18 protein-coding genes are annotated in these 21,219 nt (G+C 37.7%); 9 read left to right on the top strand and 9 right to left on the bottom strand.

Going from position 1 to position 21,219, the window contains the following annotated elements; genetic code table 11:
* Positions 1-5: 5 nt before the first annotated feature.
* From AACZ30_RS04675 to AACZ30_RS04635, 9 genes are all read right to left on the bottom strand, one after another.
* The gene (locus tag AACZ30_RS04675) at positions 6-2,375 is read right to left on the bottom strand and encodes a DNA translocase FtsK (protein ID WP_339647997.1); all 2,370 of its coding nucleotides are present in this window, start codon (positions 2,373-2,375) and stop codon (positions 6-8) included.
* 191 nt (positions 2,376-2,566) lie between these two features.
* A complete protein-coding gene (locus AACZ30_RS04670; RefSeq protein WP_075327300.1) occupies positions 2,567-2,929 on the bottom strand; it encodes a diacylglycerol kinase family protein in 363 nt (120 codons plus the stop codon).
* Positions 2,929-3,429, bottom strand: coding sequence for a thiol peroxidase (gene tpx, locus AACZ30_RS04665; RefSeq protein ID WP_339647996.1), 501 nt, complete (start codon positions 3,427-3,429; stop codon positions 2,929-2,931). The genes AACZ30_RS04670 and tpx overlap by 1 nt, the downstream gene beginning before the upstream one ends.
* 131 nt (positions 3,430-3,560) lie before the next feature.
* Complete coding sequence (locus AACZ30_RS04660; RefSeq protein WP_075327298.1) at positions 3,561-3,809, bottom strand: hypothetical protein; 249 nt, start codon at positions 3,807-3,809, stop codon at positions 3,561-3,563.
* Positions 3,790-4,104, bottom strand: a complete 315-nt coding sequence (locus AACZ30_RS04655; protein ID WP_075327297.1) for a thioredoxin family protein — start codon at positions 4,102-4,104, stop codon at positions 3,790-3,792. Before AACZ30_RS04655 ends, AACZ30_RS04660 begins: the two co-directional genes overlap by 20 nt.
* A 22-nt stretch (positions 4,105-4,126) precedes the next feature.
* Complete coding sequence (locus AACZ30_RS04650; RefSeq protein ID WP_057480715.1) at positions 4,127-4,765, bottom strand: peroxiredoxin; 639 nt, start codon at positions 4,763-4,765, stop codon at positions 4,127-4,129.
* Between the two features lie 186 nt (positions 4,766-4,951).
* Positions 4,952-6,439 carry a Na+/H+ antiporter NhaC gene (gene nhaC, locus AACZ30_RS04645; RefSeq protein ID WP_339647993.1) on the bottom strand — a complete coding sequence of 496 codons (1,488 nt, stop codon included), beginning with the start codon at positions 6,437-6,439 and terminating at the stop codon, positions 4,952-4,954.
* Between the two features lie 137 nt (positions 6,440-6,576).
* On the bottom strand, positions 6,577-7,155 hold the full coding sequence (locus tag AACZ30_RS04640) for an outer membrane beta-barrel protein (protein ID WP_339647991.1): 579 nt from the start codon (positions 7,153-7,155) through the stop codon (positions 6,577-6,579).
* An 88-nt stretch (positions 7,156-7,243) separates the two neighbouring features.
* Positions 7,244-8,458 carry an aminotransferase class I/II-fold pyridoxal phosphate-dependent enzyme gene (locus AACZ30_RS04635; RefSeq protein WP_339647989.1) on the bottom strand — a complete coding sequence of 405 codons (1,215 nt, stop codon included), beginning with the start codon at positions 8,456-8,458 and terminating at the stop codon, positions 7,244-7,246.
* 158 nt (positions 8,459-8,616) lie between these two features.
* On the opposite strand from AACZ30_RS04635, the gene AACZ30_RS04630 reads away from it, so the two are divergent.
* The 9 genes from AACZ30_RS04630 (at position 8,617) to lpdA (ending at position 21,150) form a co-directional block, all read left to right on the top strand.
* Positions 8,617-9,075 carry an Lrp/AsnC family transcriptional regulator gene (locus AACZ30_RS04630; protein ID WP_339647988.1) on the top strand — a complete coding sequence of 153 codons (459 nt, stop codon included), beginning with the start codon at positions 8,617-8,619 and terminating at the stop codon, positions 9,073-9,075.
* 375 nt (positions 9,076-9,450) lie between these two features.
* Positions 9,451-10,758 (top strand): 4-aminobutyrate--2-oxoglutarate transaminase, encoded by a 1,308-nt coding sequence (gene gabT, locus AACZ30_RS04625; protein WP_339647987.1) that lies wholly within the window; start codon positions 9,451-9,453, stop codon positions 10,756-10,758.
* Between the two features lie 149 nt (positions 10,759-10,907).
* On the top strand, positions 10,908-11,840 hold the full coding sequence (locus AACZ30_RS04620; protein WP_339647986.1) for a carbon-nitrogen hydrolase family protein: 933 nt from the start codon (positions 10,908-10,910) through the stop codon (positions 11,838-11,840).
* Positions 11,841-11,856: 16 nt separating this feature from the next.
* A complete protein-coding gene (locus tag AACZ30_RS04615) occupies positions 11,857-12,270 on the top strand; it encodes a VOC family protein (RefSeq protein WP_208225983.1) in 414 nt (137 codons plus the stop codon).
* Between the two features lie 2 nt (positions 12,271-12,272).
* A complete protein-coding gene (locus AACZ30_RS04610) occupies positions 12,273-15,029 on the top strand; it encodes an aminotransferase class I/II-fold pyridoxal phosphate-dependent enzyme (protein ID WP_339647984.1) in 2,757 nt (918 codons plus the stop codon).
* A 4-nt stretch (positions 15,030-15,033) separates the two neighbouring features.
* Positions 15,034-16,827: a biotin carboxylase gene (locus AACZ30_RS04605; protein ID WP_339647983.1), complete on the top strand. Its 1,794-nt coding sequence runs from the start codon at positions 15,034-15,036 to the stop codon at positions 16,825-16,827.
* An 83-nt stretch (positions 16,828-16,910) separates the two neighbouring features.
* Entirely contained in the window at positions 16,911-18,161 is a 1,251-nt protein-coding gene (locus tag AACZ30_RS04600) for a C45 family peptidase (RefSeq protein WP_339647981.1), read from the top strand.
* Between the two features lie 135 nt (positions 18,162-18,296).
* Complete coding sequence (locus AACZ30_RS04595; protein ID WP_339647980.1) at positions 18,297-19,655, top strand: NAD-dependent succinate-semialdehyde dehydrogenase; 1,359 nt, start codon at positions 18,297-18,299, stop codon at positions 19,653-19,655.
* Positions 19,656-19,743: 88 nt separating this feature from the next.
* The gene (gene lpdA, locus AACZ30_RS04590) at positions 19,744-21,150 is read left to right on the top strand and encodes a dihydrolipoyl dehydrogenase (RefSeq protein WP_208225978.1); all 1,407 of its coding nucleotides are present in this window, start codon (positions 19,744-19,746) and stop codon (positions 21,148-21,150) included.
* The last annotated feature ends 69 nt before the right edge of the window (positions 21,151-21,219 follow it).

The following is a 21,219-nucleotide window of genomic DNA, read 5'->3' as shown; positions in this document are numbered from 1 at the left end:
GTGTATTATTCTTCGTTTAATAATTGATCTAAAGCTGCAAGATCTGTCACTAAAACCTGTCGGGCTTTACTTCCTTCAAAAGGTCCTACAATGCCGGCTGCTTCTAATTGATCTATAATCCTACCGGCGCGATTGTACCCTAATTTTAGTTTACGTTGCAGCAAAGAAGCGGAGCCTTGTTGAGCCGTAACGATCACCTCGGCAGCTTCTCTAAAGAGTTTATCTCTTTCGCTTACATCTATATCAACACCTGTGCCACTATCGTCAGCTTCGTAGGCAGGAAGTTGGTGCGCTTCGGGATATGCCTTTTGCGAACCAATAAATTCGGTTATTTTATCCACTTCAGGAGTGTCTACAAAAGCACATTGTAAACGCTTAAGCTCATTACCCTGGGTAAAAAGCATATCTCCACGACCAATAAGCTGATCAGCGCCCTGGCCATCTAAAATCGTTCTGGAATCTATTTTTGAAGTTACCCTAAAAGCAATTCTTGCCGGGAAGTTGGCTTTTATAATCCCGGTAATTACGTTTACCGATGGTCTTTGAGTTGCAATTATTAAATGAATCCCAATGGCACGTGCCAATTGTGCTAAACGGGCAATTGGGGTTTCTACTTCTTTCCCGGCAGTCATTATTAAATCGGCAAACTCATCTACAACCAGAACAATATAGGGTAAAAATTTATGGCCGTTTTCGGGATTTAATTTTCTTGCTTTGAACTTAACATTGTATTCTTTAATATTACGAACCATTGCGTCTTTAAGCAGCTCGTAACGATTATCCATTTCAATACATAAAGAATTCAGGGTATTTATAACCTTAGTATTATCGGTAATAATTGCATCTCCTGAATCTGGGAGTTTTGCCAGGTAATGTCTTTCAATTTTATTGAAAAGTGTAAGTTCTACTTTTTTAGGATCTACCAGTACAAATTTTACTTCAGCAGGATGTTTGCTGTAGAGTAGGGAAGTAAGAATGGCATTTAATCCAACCGATTTACCCTGGCCTGTTGCCCCGGCCATAAGCATATGAGGCATTTTTGCGAGATCTACCACGAAAGTTTCGTTAGAAATGGTTTTTCCCAGGGCCATTGGTAATTCCATTTCAGCATTTTGGAATTTTGGCGAAGCAATTACAGAACGCATAGAAACAATAGTTGCGTTTTTATTAGGAACTTCAATACCAATAGTCCCTTTCCCCGGAATTGGCGCAATAATACGAATACCCAATGCTGAAAGGGAAAGCGCAATATCGTCTTCCAGGTTTTTAATTTTTGAGATTCTAATTCCGGCTTCGGGAACAATTTCGTATAAAGTTACGGTTGGGCCAACCGTAGCCTTAATTTGAGCGATCTCAATTTTGTAATTTTTAAGCGTATCTACAATACGGTTTTTATGCTCTTCCAGCTCTTCCTGGTCTACCGTAATACCGCCACCATATTCCTGAAGCAACTCCAGGGTTGGGAATTTATAATTACTTAGTTCTAAAGTGGGGTCAAATTCCCCAAAATCTTTCACGATTTTGTTACTAATTTTATCTTCATCCAACTCTTCTTCCTGGGCTGTTTCTACTTCCATTTCTACCTCTTCAGGCTCAACCGGTTTAGGTTTTGGAGTAGGTGCAGGTTTTTCTTCTTTTGGCGGCGTGGTATCCAGTTTTATTTCTGCTGAAGATTTTTCAGCTGGTTTATCATTTTTTGGAATTGATTTTTCTTTCCAGTCGGTTTCTTCTTCTGTTGCTGAAATTTCTTCACCATTAGATTTAAATTCTTTGTTTAGGCTATCTTTTTTAGACTTCAGAAAACTTCCTATTAATTCAGGCGTAAGGTTTAATCTTAAAGTTAGGTAAGCAATAAATAAGAACAACATCAATAAAATTGTTCCGAAGAAACCTAGGTAATCCTGAAGGAAATCGTTCATTTCAAAGCCAATTCGGCCACCCAACAGCGGATTTTCTGCAGCGAAAAAACCGAAAAAAATAGCCAGCCAAAGCATTATTAAAATACCCCAAAACCAGGATTCTCTTAGTTTGGTAGATTTTACGCCAAGAAAAAGATGAAATCCGCTGTAGCTTACTAAAATTGAAAAGATAAAAGCGGCAACGCCAAATCCTTTGTACATAAAAAAGTCGCTAACTGAAGCGCCAAATTTGCTTAGCCAGTTTTTGGTTTCTACTTCACGATTTGAGAATTCGCCAAGCGTGCTTTGGTCTACCTGCCAATTGAATAAAAACGAAATAAATGCAACACTTAAAGCGAGGCCAAATAACATTAAAAAACTGCCTAAAACTACCTTTTGTTGCCGGTTAAGCTTAAAGGAAAATTTAGTCGACTTTTTCCCGGTGTTTGTTTTAGTCCTGGTTTTCTTTTTGGCCATAGATGATTTGTAGGATTTTGAGCAAAAATACAAATTAGCCCGGTCTAAAATAAAGAAAATTGCTTTCAGTTTATGGGATGCTGTTTTGTATGCTTAAACGTTCAAATCTAAGCAATTATTTTTTGAGAAATATAGAGGAAAATCATTCAGCATTTAAACGCCTTAGATTCTGAAAGCTACTGAAGAATATTTTAAAAAATATAAGGAAAGTAAATAAACGCACCAATAATTACCGCAGTTACTGCGGCGATAAATACTGCGCCAGCGGCAATATCTTTAATATGCCCAATTTTACTATGAAAATCTGGATGCACAAAGTCTGCCATTGCTTCAAGACCTGAATTTAGTCCTTCGGCAGTCATTACCAAACCTATAGCTACAAATTGAAACATCCATTCGGTTTTAGTAATATCAAAGAAATACCCGGCAATACACATAATTATTGCGAGCACAAATTGCACTTGTATGCTCTGCTCGTGTTTAAGTAGCAACCAGGCACCTTTAATGGCATAGCCGCCTCCTCTAATTCTTTTTCCGAGGAAACTATCCCGCATTATAACAGGGTTTTAAGAGCAGCCAGGTAATCTGGTTCTTCACCAATTTCAGGAACTTGCTGGCTGTGAATTACATTACCGTTTTCATCTAAAACAATTACTACTCGAGAAAGTAAAGCTTCAAAAGGGCCATCCATAATTTCAAGACCGTAATCTTTTCCGAAGTTTCTATCTCTAAAATCTGATAGGTTAATTACGTTTTCCAAACCTTCATCGTTTACAAAACGCTTTTGAGCGAATGGTAAATCGCGGGAAATACAAAGTACAACGGTATTTTCAAGTTCTGTAGCTCTCTCGTTAAATTTTCTAACTGAAGTTGCACAAACCCCGGTGTCTATACTTGGAAAAATATTAAGAATTACACGCTTTCCTTTAAAATCGTTTAAAGTTGCGGTGCTAAGATCTGCTTTAATGAGGGCGAAATGGGGTGCTCTCTCTCCTTTTTCTGGAAGGTTACCATAGGTGTTAATTTTTTCACCTTTTAATGTTATTTGCGACATGGATGTTTTCTATTAAATTGGATTGATAAATTTAGAACATCTGTTTTAGGGATTTACTAAAATTATCATAAAAACAAAGGGCTGCCTTAATATAAGACAGCCCTTTTTAAATTATAATTAAAACGCGATTTCTAACGGTCTATAGAGCCAACTACTTTCTGCATAAAGTTGTTGCAAGCATCTTTTTCTGGAGTACCTCCATCTATAGAATGCTTTACTTCTACAGCTCCGCATAAGTTCGAGATTAATTCACCTATCACATCCATTTCCTCGTCTTTTACCGAACGATGTTCAGAATAGCTTTCAAGGACTTCTATGGTATGTTCCAGTTTTTGAGCCTCGTTCTCGCGCGCTAAATGTTTAATTACTGGTAACTTCATTTACTAGGTCTTTTAGAGGTTCAAATTTGTTAGTTTGTACCTGATTAACGAAACTTCCGTTTTTAAAAGTAGCAAAAGTTGGAAGGTTATCTACATTTGCCAGTTTTCTGGATTCCGGATATTTCTCAGCATCTACCAATAAGAACGTTGCGTTCTCATTTTCTGAAGCTAATTTCTTGAATTTAGGCTTCATTAATCGGCAGTTACCACACCATCCGGCCATATACTGTACCACAACGGTTTCGTTATCTGAAACTATTTCGTTTAAATTATCTTGTTCAAGTTCTTTTATCATAACAATCTCTTTCCCTTTTTTCTTAGTTTAAGCTTAGGTAAGAAGCAACTCCGTCTCTATCGGCATTCATTGCGTCTTTACCTTCTTCCCAGTTTGCAGGACAAACCTCACCTTTTTCCTGTACGTGAGTGTAAGCATCTACAAGTCTTAAGAATTCCGCTACGTTTCTGCCAAGTGGCATATCATTTACACCTTCGTGAAAGATTTTACCTTCTTCATCAATAAGGTAAGTAGCACGGTAAGTTACATTGTCTCCTTCTAGAGTAACATCTCCGGTTTCTTCATCATAAGATTCTCCGGTAATATCTAGAATTCCAAGACGAGAGCTTAAGTTTCTGTTAGAATCTGCAAGGATTGGATATTTAACGCCTTCAATTCCTCCATTATCTTTTGGAGTATTTAACCAGGCAAAATGTACTTCTGGAGTATCACAAGAAGCTCCAACTACCATTACATTTCTTTTTTCAAATTCTTCAGCAGCTTTTTGGAAAGCGTGTAATTCTGTAGGGCAAACAAAGGTGAAATCTTTAGGGTACCAGAATAACAATACTTTCTTCTTGTTTTTCTGAGCTTCTTCCAAAATATTTAGTTGAAAGGTATCACCCATTTCATCCATTGCGTTTACGCTTAAATTTGGAAATTTTTTTCCTACTAATGACATATTAATTCTGTTTTTTATTGGTTTAACTTACATTGTAATTCTTGTGCAAATTTAAGGAAAGTTTCCCCTTAAAAAAGTTATTGAAATTTTAAAATACTATACAATAATAAGTTTTGCTTATTGCTATTGCAAAACTAAATAGAGAGGTTTTATTTAAGAGTTGTTTTACCAGTAAAAACAGGGGTTTTAAGCAGTTTGGGTTTTAGGAGATTCGCTTAATTCCTTGATTTTTATGGTAAAAGCAGCAAAAAGCAGGGTCATAAACGGACTCAGATAATTAAAGAAAGCATAGCCGGCATAACTAAGGGTTGGTACACCCAAAACCCCACTGTGATACGCCCCGCATGTATTCCACGGAATTAATACTGAAGTAACCGTCCCCGAGTCTTCTAAAGTTCTACTCAAATTTTCTGGAGCAAGACCTTTATCGCGGTAAGCTTTAGCAAACATTTTTCCCGGAACTACAATCGCTAAATATTGATCTGAAGCAGTAGCGTTTAAAGCCAGACAGCTAAAAACCGTACTGGCAAATAAACCAAAGGTGGTATGGAATAAATTTAATAAAGCCTTACTAATTCTGGCCAGTGCACCAATAGCTTCCATAATTCCGCCAAAAACCATGGCACAAATAATTAGCCAGATTGTACCTAACATTCCCGCCATTCCGCCGGCAGAAAACAAATCGTTTAAGTTTTCATTATCGGTTTCAACTGCAGTTTCTACAGTTATTGCCTGCATAACGCCCCGGTAACCACTAACAAAATCCAGGTTTGTGGTACCGGCAATTTGCGCTACAATTTCGGGCTGAAAGAATAGGGCAGCAGCTGCACCAAGAAGGGTTCCCAATAATAAAGCGATTAATGGAGAAGTCTTTTTTACAATTAATGCGATAACAATTATGGGTACTAAAAATAACCAGGGAGATATTCTAAAAGAATTTTCTATGGAAGCAAGAATAGCAGAAGTATCGGTAGTTCCCGAGGTATCTAAATTCAATCCAATAATTACAAAAATAATTAGGGTTATGGTGACCGTGGGAACGGTGGTAAGGGTCATATATCTAATATGCGTAAACAAATCGGTTCCAGCCATTGCCGGTGCAAGGTTGGTAGTATCGCTTAAAGGTGATAATTTATCTCCAAAATAAGCCCCGGAAAGAATTGCTCCCGCTGTCATCCCTACCGAAATTCCTAAAGCTTCCGCAATTCCTATTAAGGCAATACCTACCGTGGCTGATGTTGTCCAGCTACTTCCTGTCGCGACTGAGATTACAGCACAAATTATGACACACGCGGCGAGAAAGATTGTAGGATTTAAAATTTGTAATCCGTAGTAGATCATTGTGGGAATAATTCCCGAAATAAGCCAGGTTCCTGCTAAAGCACCAACCATTAATAGAATAAGAATTGCCCCGGCTGTACTTTGAATATTACCGGCAACCTCATCTATCATTTTATCGTATTCTACATTGTTAAAATATCCAACAATAGCTGCAACAGCACCTCCAAGTAACAAGACAAACTGGTTTGAACCGCTTAATGAATCGTCTCCAAAAATAAACACATTAAAGGCCAGCATTGCGATAAGCGCAAAAACAGGAATTAATGCAGGCCAAATACCGAGTTCTTTATTGGTAGGAATTTGTTTGGTTTGAGACGGGTCTTGGTTTTCCATTAAAGCTTGAAGTATATGTAAAAACCTTATCAAAAAAGGTTTTCGGTTGAATTTATTTTAATCAGATTTTTCTATTCGCCTGTAATTTTACGATTTTACAGGAAAATGAGCAAGTTTTCTATAAAACTATAAATTGATTAAAATTTATATCCAACTCCAAGTTGAATTCCAAAGGTGGTAAGTTTTTGATGGAAATTTTTTTCTTCAAAAGGAATTACTGCATACCTTCTAAAATTAGGGTTTACATAAATATTGAAATTATTAAACGCATATTTGGCGCCTAATCCAAAACCAACACCAATTCCCGCCTGTGGATCTACAGATTCACTTTCTGAGCCTTGAAAATCCATTACAGGACCGCCATTTACAAAGAAATAATCCAGGAAATTATAATTAGCAAAAATAGGGATAGAAGTGGTTTGTAATTCTTCAGAGCGCGTAGTTTGTTCGGGCATTGGTGCTGAGGTAATGAGCACATCATCACGCCAGTAGTTTAGTCCGGTTTCCAGGGATAGGTTATCGGTTACAGAAAGTAAATATCGAAATCCGAATTCGTAAGAGTTTTCAATGTCAGCGCTTCCGCCTCCGGTAATTTCTTCACTTCTTAATAAATCGCTGTTAGTAAACCCGAAATAAAGCCGAACTTCATTTTGAGTTTGTGCAAAAGCACAAAGGCTAAAAAATAGGATGAATAGAGGGAGTAGTAGTTTTTTCAAAGTTTTATTTTTTGTGAATATACAAAAAAGAGAAAGTCCGAAAATGTTATCACCCTTAAACGATTTTATTTTCGGACTTTCTTCTTTATTAAACCATCTCCTCATCCATTATACCCACTTCAGCCATACAGGATTTCATCATTTTATAAGTTCGTTCTATATCATTATCCAAACCAATAGAAAAACGAATAAGTCCGTTGCTTAGGCCCATTTCTTCCTGCTCTTCGATTGGGATTTCAGAAGATGTGGAGCTTCCGGGTGCGCTAAACAGGGTTTTGTAAAAACCTAAACTTACGGCAAGGTAACCAAGGTTTTTTTCCTGCATTAGTTCCATTAGCGCGTTGGCTTTATCCAGGCTACCCACATCTACGGTCAATAAACCACCAAAACCGTAATCTTCATTCATCATCTTTTTAAAAGTTTCGTGGCCGGGATGTGTTTTTAATCCGGGGTAAACCGTTCTTAAGCCGTCCTCCTGGAATTTTTTAGCCAAAAACATAGCATTATGGCTATGCTGTTTTATCCTAATATGGAGTGTTCTTAAATTTTTTAAAACCGAAGCCGCTCGCATGCTGTCCATTGTTGGACCAAGTAACATATTAGCACCATCGTTAACACTACGAAGCGCGTTGATGAAATCCTGACTTCCGCAGGTAACGCCACCAACCGTATCACTGCTACCATTAATGAATTTAGTTAGACTATGGATTACCACATCGGCTCCCAATTCTTTCGGACTAATAGAAAGTGGTGAAAACGTATTATCTACCACGAAAGTGAGTTGATGCTTTTTGGCGATTTTTGCTAAAGCTTCAAGATCTGCAACTTCTAAAAGCGGATTACTTACCGATTCGCAGTAAAGCACTTTGGTATTTTTGGTGATGGCAGCTTCAACGCTTTCAAGATTTGTAATATCTACAAAAGAGGTTTTGATATTAAACTTCGGAATAAAATTCTTCATAAACGCATAAGTTCCACCGTAAACAGTTCGGCTGGAGACAATATGATCGCCGGCCTGGCACAGCTGAAGCAGGGTAGAAGTGATAGCGCCCATCCCGCTGGCAGCTACATTTGCGGTTTCGGTACCTTCCATTGCGGCAAGGGCTTCACCCAAATATAAATTTGAAGGTGAAGAATGCCTGGAATAAAGGTAGCAACCCTCTGAGTTTCCTTCAAACGTATCGAACATGGTTTTTGCCGAAAGAAAAGTGTAAGTAGAGGAATCGGAAATTGAAGGATTTACTCCTCCAAATTCGCCAAAATACTGAAGGTCCTGGATATTATCTGCAGGTTGATATTTCATCTTTATCAAATTTATAGTTCTCTCAAAAATACACACTAATAGAACTAAAATCAATGGGTATGGTTTAGTTCGGTAAATAAAACTATATATGTGATATTTATTAGATTTATAATCATTAATTGCTTATTTTAGTAATTAAGCGTAGAAAAATTTTCTTTATGAAATTAGACCAAAAAGATCTGCATATTCTAAAACATCTTCAGCAGGATAGTAAAATGACTAATAAAGAGATTTCCAACAAGCTGAAACTTTCGGTTACTGCGGTTTTTGAAAGAATTAAACGCCTGGAACGGGAAGGGGTGATTTCTAAATATGTGGCACTTGTTTCACCAGATAAAGTGGAAAAGAATTTTATGGTTTTTTGCCAGATAAAACTTATTCAGCATTCCCGGTCTTATTTAACGAAATTTGAAAGTGAGGTTACAAAACTTACTGAAGTTTTGGAATGCTATCACGTGAGTGGGGAATATGATTATATCCTGAAAGTTATTGTAAAAGATATGGAAGCTTACCGTGAATTTATGGTGACCAAACTCACTAATTTAGATCACATTGGTAGTACTCAAAGTACTTTTATTATAAGTCCGGTGAAAAGTACTACAGCTATACCTTTATAGTATTTTAGTTAAATTATTATTAAAAACAACAATAAGATCACAAAATATTTAAAATAGTTTACAGGAAGTAAGTTTTAATTGAATAGTATTTATTTTTACTTTAAGAAGTGCTTTCTTGAAATCTATAAATAATTGAATATTAGTAAAATATAAGATTTTTTTAGCTTCTGTTTTCATTTAATAATTCTTCAGTTTTTCTCTCCAAATATCAGTGTTAGAAGCTCTTTCTAATTGGTTTTCAGTAAGAAAGCCGTATGAAATAAGAAAATAATATTGTATATTAACAAGCATCGAAAAAAAGTGGGGCTTTTATTTATTCCTTCTCGCTTTTTGTATGTTTTAGATTAACCATTCAACTGAACAACCAAATATTTTATGACTGAAGAGCAAACTAAATCTCAGCAGCTCCTTGACAGGAGAAAAAACATTGTCGCCAACGGAGTTGGTGTTTTCAATACAGCCACAGTTAAAAAGGCAAAAGGTGCAATAATTACCGATGTAGACGGAAAAGAACATATAGATTTTGCCGGGGGGATTGGTGTGGTAAACGCAGGCCATTGTCCCGAACCTGTTGTGAAAGCTATACAGGAACAGGCTGAAAAGTACTTACATACCAGTTTTAACGTGGTGACCTATGAGTCTTATATTCAACTCTGTGAAGAACTGGCTGAAATTCTTCCGCATGGAGAGAAAACCAAAGCTATGCTTATTAGCACGGGCGCAGAAGCCGTAGAAAATGCCATTAAAATTGCCCGGCAGGCCACAAAAAGACCCGCGGTAATTTGTTTTACCGAGGCATACCACGGACGTACGCTTATGGGAATGAGTCTAACCAGTAAAGTGAACTACAAATTTTCTTCGGGGCCATTTGCTCCGGAAGTTTACCGAATTCCCTTTCCCAATTTTTACAAATATCACGGTACCCAAAGTATGGAGGAGTTTGTAGAGACAGAGTTAAAGAGACTTAAGGAAAGCGCCCATAGTATGGTAGATATAAATAGCGTTGCTGCTATTATTGTTGAGCCAATTCAGGGAGAAGGTGGGTTTAATCCAATTCCGCAGAAATACCTGGAAGGCTTGCGTTCCTTTTGTGATGAACACGGAGTTTTATTAATTTTTGATGAAATTCAAAGTGGTTTTTGCCGTACAGGCCATTGGGCCAGCTGGCAGCATTACGGTGTACAACCAGATATTAGCACTTATGCAAAATCTATGGGCTCCGGGCTTCCTATTGCCGCTGTGCTTGGAAGAGCTGAAATTATGGATGCTGCTGAACCGGGAACCATTGGTGGCACTTATATTGGGAGCCCCGTTTGTTGTGCAGCCGCCCTTGCCACTATTCAATTAATGAAAGATGAAAACCTAAACGAGCGAGCAATCTATATAGGTAAGCTCATTACTGAAAGAATGGAAAATTTCAGGAAAGAATGTCCTGAAATTGGTGATGTAAGAGGATTAGGTGCTATGATTGGAATAGAATTTATTAAGGATAACGACCCCGGAAAACCCCATACAGAACTTTGTGCTAAAATTGTAAAAGGATGCGCAGAAAATGGTTTAATACTTATAAGCGCAGGTACCTTTAAAAATGTAATAAGAATATTATGCCCTCTTGTAATCACCGATGAACAATTAAATAGTGCCCTGGATATTCTTGAAAATCAAATAAAAAAGCATACCTAAATTTTTTCAAACTGAATTTTCTAAAAATAAGATACAGTGACACTTTTGTGCTCATTTTTGAATTAAATTAATTAGTAGTTGTTTGATAATAAACTAAATACATAAAATCCGTGAAAATATTTTCTACGGGTAATAAGAAATAAAAATATATGAATCCATTTGCAATAGCAGGAATACAGATGAAAGTTTCGGCAGTCGCCTTAAATGTCGAGATGATGAAGTTGAAACTTGATATTACCATGAGCCTTTACCCCTGGGTAGATATGGTAGTTTTTAGTGAATTATGTGGCTACGGCCCTTTAACTCATAATGCACAGGAAATACCGGGAGATTTTGAAAAAGAGATGCAGGCCGCAGCTAAAAAACACGGGGTGTGGTTATTACCGGGTTCTATATTCGAAAAAAGCGAAGGTAAAATTTATAATACCGCTACAGTAATAAACCCTCAGGGGGAAATTGTTACGCGTTATCGCAAAATGTTTCCTTTTTATCCTTACGAAGTAGGAGTAACTCCGGGTTCTGGTTTCTGCGTTTTTGACGTCCCGGGAGTGGCAAAATTTGGTATATCTATTTGTTACGATATGTGGTTTCCCGAAACTGTGCGTACCCTCGCAGTTATGGGAGCCGAAGTAATTTTACACCCCACCATGACTGGTACTATAGACAGGGATATAGAATTATCAATTGTAAGGGCTATGGCCGCGGTGAATCAGTGTTATTTCTTTGATGTTAACGGACTGGAATCAGGCGGAAATGGAAGATCACTGGTTTGTGGACCCGATGGCCGGGTAATTTACCAGGCCGAGGGCAACGAGGAAATTTTTCCGCTAGAACTCAATATTAATAGGGTAAAAAGAAGCCGGGAGCTAGGAGTTTTACGACTGGGACAACCATTAAAAAGTTTTAGAGATCATATAGGTGATTTCAATATTTATCAAAAAGGCACTCAATTGCCGTATCTCAATTCCCTTGGGCCACTTATAAAGCCTACGAGATTAGATAATCTTGCCAAGTTAAAAATGAAAGAACACGAATATGAACCACCTGAAAATCCTACAGGATATAAAGGTTTTGGAGCATAATTAAAAAACAGGAACTATGGGAGGAACATCACAAAAGAAGAAAAAAGAAAAACAGGAAGAAACGCTAAAGGATTTTATTAGCTGGTTTGAAATTCCTGCAATTAATTTCCAGCAGGCGGTAGATTTTTATAACCGTATTTTTAATATGGATATGGAAACTCAATTTGACGGAAATTATGCGATGGCATTTTTCCCGGCAGAAAAGGGGATTGGAGGGGCCATTGTTACAGGTCCAAATTCTATTCCGGGAATAATAGGGCCCTTGCTTTATCTCAATGCCGGCAAAGATCTAAACCGTATTTTAAATAGAGTTGAAGCAGCCGGGGGAAGAATCGTGATGACCAAAACCCTGATTAATCCTGAATCGGGTTATTTTGCCATTTTCATAGATTCTGAAGGGAATAAACTCGCTTTACACTCAAAAGAATAATTATGCCAGAGAAAAAATTAGATAGTGCACATTATTATAATATCGCTCAATGTAGAGTAGAATCCTGGAACACCTTAAAAAGTGAGTCGACTAAACTTCATTCTTCCCCTCGAGGCTCAGAAGATGAAAAAAAACATAAGAAAAATCTTCGGCAACTACTCAAGGAATTGGAGGGTGTAGAATGCTTTTTCGCATTTCCGGGTTTATCCTGTATAGATACGCTACGCGAAATGTTAGATAGGCAGGAACATACTGCGGCTTCCCATAAAATAGCAGAAATTACAAAGAACCTGGTAAGTGATCGGTATAGAAGCAATCCAGATTTTTTGGAAGATGAAGATCCAGGAGCAGACCTTACCGATAAAGGAGAATATACCGAGGTGGCCAGGAAAAATTATTTTGAAGTCATGTTTGTGGAAGATATTTCCCAGGCAGAAGAAAATAAACTTAGGCACGACCTAAAAGAAATGCGCCTTTCTAATGAACAATTTGCGTATGGAATTGTGGTACAACGTTCTTTTGAAGATGCTTTAATTGCGCTTCAGTTTAATTTTAATATCCAGGCGGTTGTAATTCGCTATGCGCCTCCTTATCATTCAAAAAAGATTACTCCGGTAATCAAACCTTTTATTCAGAATATTTTAAAATTGAAATATGGTTACAAACCGCCTACCGAGTTAGGTCCAATTTTAGGAACTATGGTAAAAAAATTCAGGCCAGAACTGGATTCTTACTATGTTACCGATACTGCTTTAAGTAATTTAAAAGATAGCACTTTAAAAACCTTTAGAAGAATTTTTTATAGAACCGAAGATTTACAGGAATTACATCTTACCGTGATTAGGGGAATAAGCGAACGCTATGAAACTCCATTTTTTTCGGCCTTAAAAGATTATAGTAAAAAGCCTACCGGAATTTTTCACGCCATGCCAATTTCACGAGGAAATTCGGTTTTTAAGTCAAGATGGATCAACGATTTTGGAAATTTTTACGGTCGAAATATGTTCCTGGCAGAAACTTCTTCTACCACGGGAGGTTTAGATTCTTTATTGCAACCAACCGGTTCGCTTAAAAAAGCGCAGCAAAAGGCCAGCGATGCCTATGGTTCCAGAAATACATATTTTGTAACCAATGGTACTTCTACCGCCAATAAAATAGTAGTGCAGGCCCTGGTTAAACCTGGAGATGTGATTTTAATAGACCGGGATTGCCATAAATCGCATCATTATGGCTTGGTGTTAGCAGGGGCTTATCCTGTTTATCTTGACTCTTATCCTATAGAAGAATATTCTATGTATGGTGCAGTACCGCTAAAACAGATAAAAGAAAAATTACTTCAGTTAAAAAAAGCAGGAAGGTTAAGTTTGGTGAAAATGCTGTTGTTAACCAACTGCACGTTTGACGGACTTGTTTACAATGTTGAAAAAGTTATGCAGGAAGTTCTGGCCATTAAACCAGATATGATCTTTCTATGGGATGAAGCCTGGTTTGCGTTTGCCGGTTTTACCTACAATTATAAGCAACGTACGGGGATGTTCGTAGCTCAAAAGCTATTCAATAAATACCAAAGCGACAGTTACCGGGAAGAATACAACGCGCATATTAAAGGACTGAAAAAGAATGAAATACCGAGCCTTCCAAATCCAGATGAGGTTAGAATAAGGGTTTATTCTACGCAGAGTACCCATAAAACACTTAGTAGTTTCAGGCAGGGTTCTATGATCCATATTTGGGATGAAGATTTCCGTAAAAAAAGTGAAAATACATTTATGGAAGCCTACATGACGCATACTTCTACTTCTCCTAATTACCAGATGCTTGCCTCGTTGGATGTGGGTAGAAGACAGGTGCAATTTGAAGGCTATGAGCTGGTAGAAAAAAGTATAGAATTAGCTATGGTCTTAAGAGCAAAGATTAACGACCATCCAAAACTGAAGAAATATTTTGATGTTTTAACCATAGGAAATTTTATTCCGAAGCAACATCGTAAATCGGGCATAAAGGAATATTATAATTCAAAGGAAGGTTGGAACAGGATGGAAACCGCCTGGGAGCAGGATGAGTTTGTTTTAGATCCAACCAAAATCACCTTGCATATAGGTAGAACGGGTGTAGACGGAGATACTTTTAAGAACCGATATTTAATGGATAAATTTAATATTCAGATTAATAAAACTTCCCGAAATACGGTTTTGTTTATGACGAATATTGGAACCACAAGGGGGAGTGTAACTTATTTAACCAACGCATTATTAAAAATAGCCGATGAGTTGGATCAGGAATTCAAAACCCTGAGCCAGAAAGAGGGAAACAATCGTAGGGATAGAATTAAATCTTTAACCGAAGATTTCCCGCCCTTACCAGATTTTAGTTATTTCCATCATTCATTTCAGGCCGTTCCTGGAGTTCCGGGCGGTAATATTAGAGAAGCATTTTTCCTCGCTTACAACGAAGAAAATTATGAATATATGCCGTTAACCGATTGTTTGCCGGCGATGGAAGAAAACCGCATCCTCGTAGCATCATCTTTTATAATTCCTTATCCACCGGGATTTCCGGTGCTTGTTCCCGGGCAGGTAGTAAGCAAAGAAATAATAAGATTTCTTACGGCATTAGATGTTTCTGAAATTCACGGCTACCGGGCAGATCTCGGCCTAAGAATTTTTAAGGATAATGTGCTAAATCGGCAGAAAACAGTGAGTTCTATGGGCTCGATGGGGAACAATTCGAAGAAAAAGGTCACTAACTTAAAAAATTAAAATTATGGAATCTAAAAAACCAAAATCTTCCAATAAAAAGGTAGTAACAAATACAAAAAAAACAACGCCTGAAAAAGAACCGGTTTCCCCGGAACGAAGCGCGAAAAAAGACCGAAAATTAAAGGTTACCGAAGAAAAGCCATTAAAAGGAAAGAAATCTGTGCCTTTAGATTCTACGGCGCAGCAAGGTAAAGCACCGGGTTCTTCTTCAGCAAAAAAGAAAAAAGCTGCTAAAACTTCGAGTGCTAAAAAGCCTAAAACTACTACCACCACAAAAAAAGAAGTAGGAGGCACTAAGGCCACCGGTAAAAAATTAGCTACCAATGCTCCAAGACAATATAAAAGCAAGAATGCGCTAGAGGGAGTATCAGATATTCGAAGATCTTTTCACAAAAACGAAGAACCTTTATATTTTATAAGCGCCACAAATTTTAATCTTTTAGGTGCCGATGAGTGGATTAAAGGATTCAAATTTATCTGCCATATAGAATGTTTTGATGGTCTTCACCCTAATGTTTTTTCGCCAAAAACCGAAATTCCTCATGATGATTTTGAAGGAATAGAAGACATTAATAATTACCTATTACAACATCCTGAAGTTCAGGATTATCTAAAAACGCGTTCTGTAAACGGAAAAGCAGGGAAAGCGATGTTTCTTATGTTTAATGAAAAAACGGAAGAACTTGCAGAAAAATTAGGCCTGGAAATTATGTTTCCAAAAGCTGAAATGCGAACTTTTCTTGATAACAAAGTAAATACTAATCGTATTGCAGAAAAAGCAGGAGTGGCCTGTGTACCTTATGTGCTTACCAAAGTAGATAATTACGAACATCTCAGAGAAGTTTCAAATCACCTGGGAAATGAGCTGGTAATTCAGACTCCTTTTGGCGATTCGGGCCATACTACTTTCTTTATTTCTAATGAAGAAGAATACCAAAAACACGCTGACGAAATTGAAAAAGAAGAAGAAGTAAAGGTAATGAAGCGCATTCGTTGCCGTGGTTCTGCCATAGAAGCTTGTGTAACCAGGCATGGAACTATCGTAGCTCCGCTTATGACAGAACTTGTAGGCTTTAAAGACCTTACTCCATATGAAGGCGGTTGGTGTGGTAACGAGATTTATCCTAATGCTTTTACGCCCGAGTTAAGAGATAAAGCGATAGAATATACCCAATTATTCGGAAATCAATTACGGGAAGAAGGTTATAAAGGATATTTTGAACTAGATTTCTTAATAGATCAGGATAATGGAGAGATCTATTTAGGAGAACTAAATCCACGGGTAACAGGAGCAAGTTCTATAACCAATCACGCGGTATTTGCCCTGGCAGATGCACCATTATTCGTTTTTCATATTCTGGAATGGATGGATATTGATTATGATCTTGATATAGAAGCTATAAACAACCGTTGGGCCCGCCAGGAAAATATAGATAGCTGGAGCCAGCTTATTATAAAGCATACCGAAGATACCATAGAATATGTGACAAATGCACCAAACTCTGGTATTTACAGAATGTATGATACCGGCCATATTCAGTTTGACAGGATGGATACTCACCGTAGGGCAGTGGAAAATGAAAATGAAGCGTTTTTCTTACGAATAACCCGAAAAGGAGATTATTTATATGAAGGTGCAGATATGGGAATTCTGGTAAGCCGCGGGCGTATGATGACCGATGATTTTAGGCTCAATAACAGGGCTAAACACTGGATTAAAGCTATTAGAGCACAATACACTTCTGAAATGGTAGAAGACAAGAAAAAGCCAAAATTATCAGGAACTTTAACTAAATAATATGGGAGGAATTTGTTGGATTAAAAGGAAATAAAACTACTTTGCCACAGTAATAAATCAATATTATTTAAAAACCATTCTAAATGCAGTTACATTTTAATGCTATTTCAGAACCCGGAAAACCGGGTTCCAAATGGCAAAAATTATATAATACTCACTGGACCGCTTATAAAAGTTGGCTTAAATCAAAAGGAACAACAAATTATCCAGATCTTAAAACCTCACAGAAAGCACTTAAAAAGTATATGCCAGAGATGTGGCCTACTTATCAGCGCTTATGCAAATTAGTGAAAGGCGATAAGGTAGCCGCAAGATTTTTAACAGGCTTTCAGCCTCCTGCTTATATAAGTGGCTGCTCACAGGCGGTTACTACAGGCAAAGATATTCAGTTGGTTAGAAATTACGATTTTCATCCAGATCTTATGGAAGGAACTCAATTGCTAACCTCCTGGAATGGCAAAAAAGTAATCGCTACCAGCGATTGTCTTATTGGGGTTGTAGACGGAATGAATGAAGATGGCCTGGCCATTTCTCTCACTTTTGGAGGTAGAAAAGAGGTAGGAGTAGGTTTCGGGATTCCGTTTATTTTGCGTTACGTGTTAGAATTTTGTAGCAATGTAGATGAAGCTGTAGCTGCTTTAATCAGAATTCCTTCTCATATGTCTTACAATGTAACTGTAGTGGACAGGACCGGAAAGTTTAAAACCGTACAACTGGCGCCAGATAAAGCACCACTGGTTACTAATGCGGCTTTTACTACCAATCATCAGGAAACTATAGACTGGCCAGAAAACGCTGCATTTAATAAAACCCAGGAACGCTCTTCTTTTCTGAAAAAAATTCTATCAGAAAAAAATATAAATTCTGTACGAGTAGCGGATGCTTTTCTTAAAGCTCCGTTATATAATACAAAATTCAAGGAAGGTTTTGGAACTTTATTTACTTCGGTTTACCGTCCTTTAGAAGGAAAAGTAGAACTTCGTTGGCCTGAAACTTCAGTACAGCAAAGTTTTGAAAACTTCCAGGAAGTTTATAAACTAATAAATTACGAACCTGCCCAGGTGGCTACTGAATGGTGGAATCAGCAGGAGGTTGAAGTGGCTCAAACAGTAGAAGATCCGTTTGAAGAGCAATATGCTGAAAATGTAGATTGGCAGGAAACTGTTACCGAAATTATGGTTAATGCTATGGCTAAGGCTCACCCATCAACAAATGAGCGAGATCTTGAAAAATTAAGAGAAAAAATAATTAATAATGGAGAAGTATCCTGGCAGGCAGTAGCCGGTTTCTGGAGTAAAATGGGAACAGGCTACGCCCAATCCTGGAGGAGTTAGGCATTTCTGTTAAACAATTTTCTATTAAACCTGGTGCTATAAATAAAGGATATCTCCTATTTATTTCACCAGGTTTTTTAGTTAAAAATTCTTCGGAGTAATTTTAATTTAATACTCCATAAAAAATAAAATACAATGGAATTTTATAGCACAAATCCCTACAATGGGGAACAAGTTGGAAAATATACGGCTAAGACGGAAAAGGAAACCATAGAGGTTTTAAATAATTCTGGAAAGGCTTTTAAAGAATGGAAGAAAACATCGCTTTCTTACCGAACCGACCTTTTAAAAAAAGCCGGACAGGTTTTAAGGGATAATATAGAAGAATATGCACGTATGATTACCCAGGAAATGGGAAAACCCATTTCTGAATCTAGAGCCGAGGTTAACAAATGCGCCTGGGTTTGTGATTATTATGCTGAAAATGCTGAAGAATTTCTTGCTTCAGAAGAAATAAAAACAGATGCAACTCATAGTTATGTAAGGCACGATCCCTTGGGTAGTGTTTTTGCTATTATGCCCTGGAATTTCCCATTCTGGCAGGTTTTTAGGTTTGCCGCACCAACTCTTACTGCCGGGAATACCGGGATTTTAAAACACGCTCCCAATGTTTTTGGTTGTGCTATAAAGATCGAAGAAGTTTTTGAAAAAGCAGGATATCCAAAAGGTGTTTTTCAGAATTTAATTGTACACCACGATCAAACCGAAATGATTATTGCCCACGAGGCTGTGCAGGCGGTTACTTTAACGGGGAGTGAAGCTGCAGGATCTGCAGTAGCACAGCTTTCGGGAAAATATATTAAAAAAAGTTTACTGGAGTTGGGAGGAAATAATTCCTTTATTGTTTGGGAAGATGCTGATATTGACCGTGCTGTAAAAACAGCGGTTTCTGCCAGGATGTTAAACTGCGGACAAAGCTGTATTGCAGCGAAACGTTTTATTCTTCTGGAAGGGATTTACGATGAATTTGTTTCAAAATTTAAGGTTGCAGTAAACGAATTAAAACCCGGAGACACTATGGAAGATGCTACGCAGGTTGGTACGCTGGCGAGGAAAGATTTGGCAGATCAACTTCAAAACCAGGTCAAAAGATCTTTAGAAGAGGGAGCTGAGTTGCTACTTGGCGGAGAGCAGGATAACTGTTTTCATCAACCCACTATCCTTGGGAATGTAAAGCCGGGAATGGCTGCTTTTGACGAAGAAACATTTGGCCCACTTGCAGCAATTATTAAAGCAAAAAGCATAGAAGAAGCATTTGAACTTTCAGAAAAATCAAAGTTTGGTTTAGGAACAACGGTTTTTACCAAAAACATAGAAAAAGCTATGGAGATGGCGGGCCACGTCAGTGAAGGGGCTTATTTTGTAAATGAACTGGTAAAATCTGATCCCAGGCTTCCCTTTGGCGGAACCAAAAGATCTGGGTATGGCAGAGAGCTTGCAAAAGAAGGAATGATGGAGTTTGTTAATAAGAAAACAGTTTATGTTAAAGCCTAAATCATAATTTTATGAACATTGGTCATTGCCCTGAATAGTTGTACTTTTGTGTTTACTTTGTCAAAAAATCAACATAAAATATAGAATTATGAGTAAATATGATGTTGCAGTTATAGGTTCGGGCCCCGGAGGATATGTGGCCGCTATACGCTGCGCGCAACTGGGAATGAAAACTGCTATCATAGAAAAATATTCAACCTTGGGTGGAACCTGCCTTAATGTAGGTTGTATTCCAAGTAAAGCTTTGCTGGATTCTTCACATCATTATCACGATGCGGTAAAACATTTTGAAGAACACGGAATTGAAATTCCCGGGGAAGTAAAAGTTAATCTTGAGAAAATGATGGAACGTAAATCTTCGGTGGTAAGTCAAACTTGCGACGGAGTAAAGTTCCTGATGGATAAAAATAAAATTGATGTTTTTGAAGGTGTAGGCTCTTTTAAAGATAAAACCCACATTAATATTGAGAAAAACGATGGTGAAACCGAAACCATTGAAGCTGCGAAAACCATTATAGCTACAGGTTCAAAACCTGCAAACCTTCCGTTTATCGAGTTAGATAAAGAAAGAATTATCACTTCTACCGAGGCTTTAAAGCTTAAGGAAATACCCAAGCACATGATTGTGATTGGTGGCGGAGTGATCGGCCTGGAATTAGGTCAGGTTTATCGCCGTTTGGGAGCTGAGGTTACCGTGGTAGAATTTTTAGACCGAATTATACCTACAATGGATAGCGCACTGTCTAAAGAACTTCAAAAAGTACTGAAGAAGCAAGGCGTAAAATTCCATACTTCTACCAAAGTGAAATCGGTAGAGCGTAAAGGAGACGAAATCATTATTAAAGCTGACGATAAGAAAGATAAGGAAGTAGAATTTAAAGGAGATTACTGTCTTGTTTCTGTAGGCCGTAAACCTTTTACTGATGGGTTAAATGCCGATGCTGCCGGGGTTAAAGTGACCGATAAAGGAATGATAGAGGTAAACGAAAATTTACAAACCAATGTAGATAATATTTATGCAATTGGCGATGTGGTTCGTGGTGCAATGCTGGCTCATAAAGCCGAAGAAGAAGGAACTTTTGTTGCTGAAACTATCGCCGGTCAAAAACCGCATATAGATTATAACCTAATTCCGGGTGTTGTTTATACCTGGCCAGAAGTTGCTGCGGTAGGGAAGACCGAAGAAGAACTTAAAGAAGAAGGAATAAAGTATAAAGAAGGAAAATTCCCAATGCGTGCTCTTGGACGTTCCAGAGCGAGTGGAGATACAGACGGATTTGTAAAAATTCTAGCCGATGAAAAAACCGATGAGGTTTTAGGCGTGCATATGATTGGTGCTCGTACCGCCGATCTTATTGCTGAAGCTGTAACTGCAATGGAATATAGAGCATCTGCTGAAGATATTGCCAGGATGAGCCACGCTCACCCAACTTATGCTGAAGCCGTTAAGGAAGCCGCTCTTGCCGCAACCGATAATCGTGCGCTACACGTATAATTTTTGAATTAAATTTTATATAAAAATGGCTGTTTGATATAATTTTTAAACAGCCATTTTTTATTTTAT

The sequence above is a fragment of the uncultured Salegentibacter sp. genome, from assembly GCF_963972535.1.
Taxonomy (GTDB): domain Bacteria; phylum Bacteroidota; class Bacteroidia; order Flavobacteriales; family Flavobacteriaceae; genus Salegentibacter.
The sequence above is the reverse complement of the archived record's forward strand: the minus strand, read 5'-3'. Positions and strand labels throughout refer to the sequence as shown.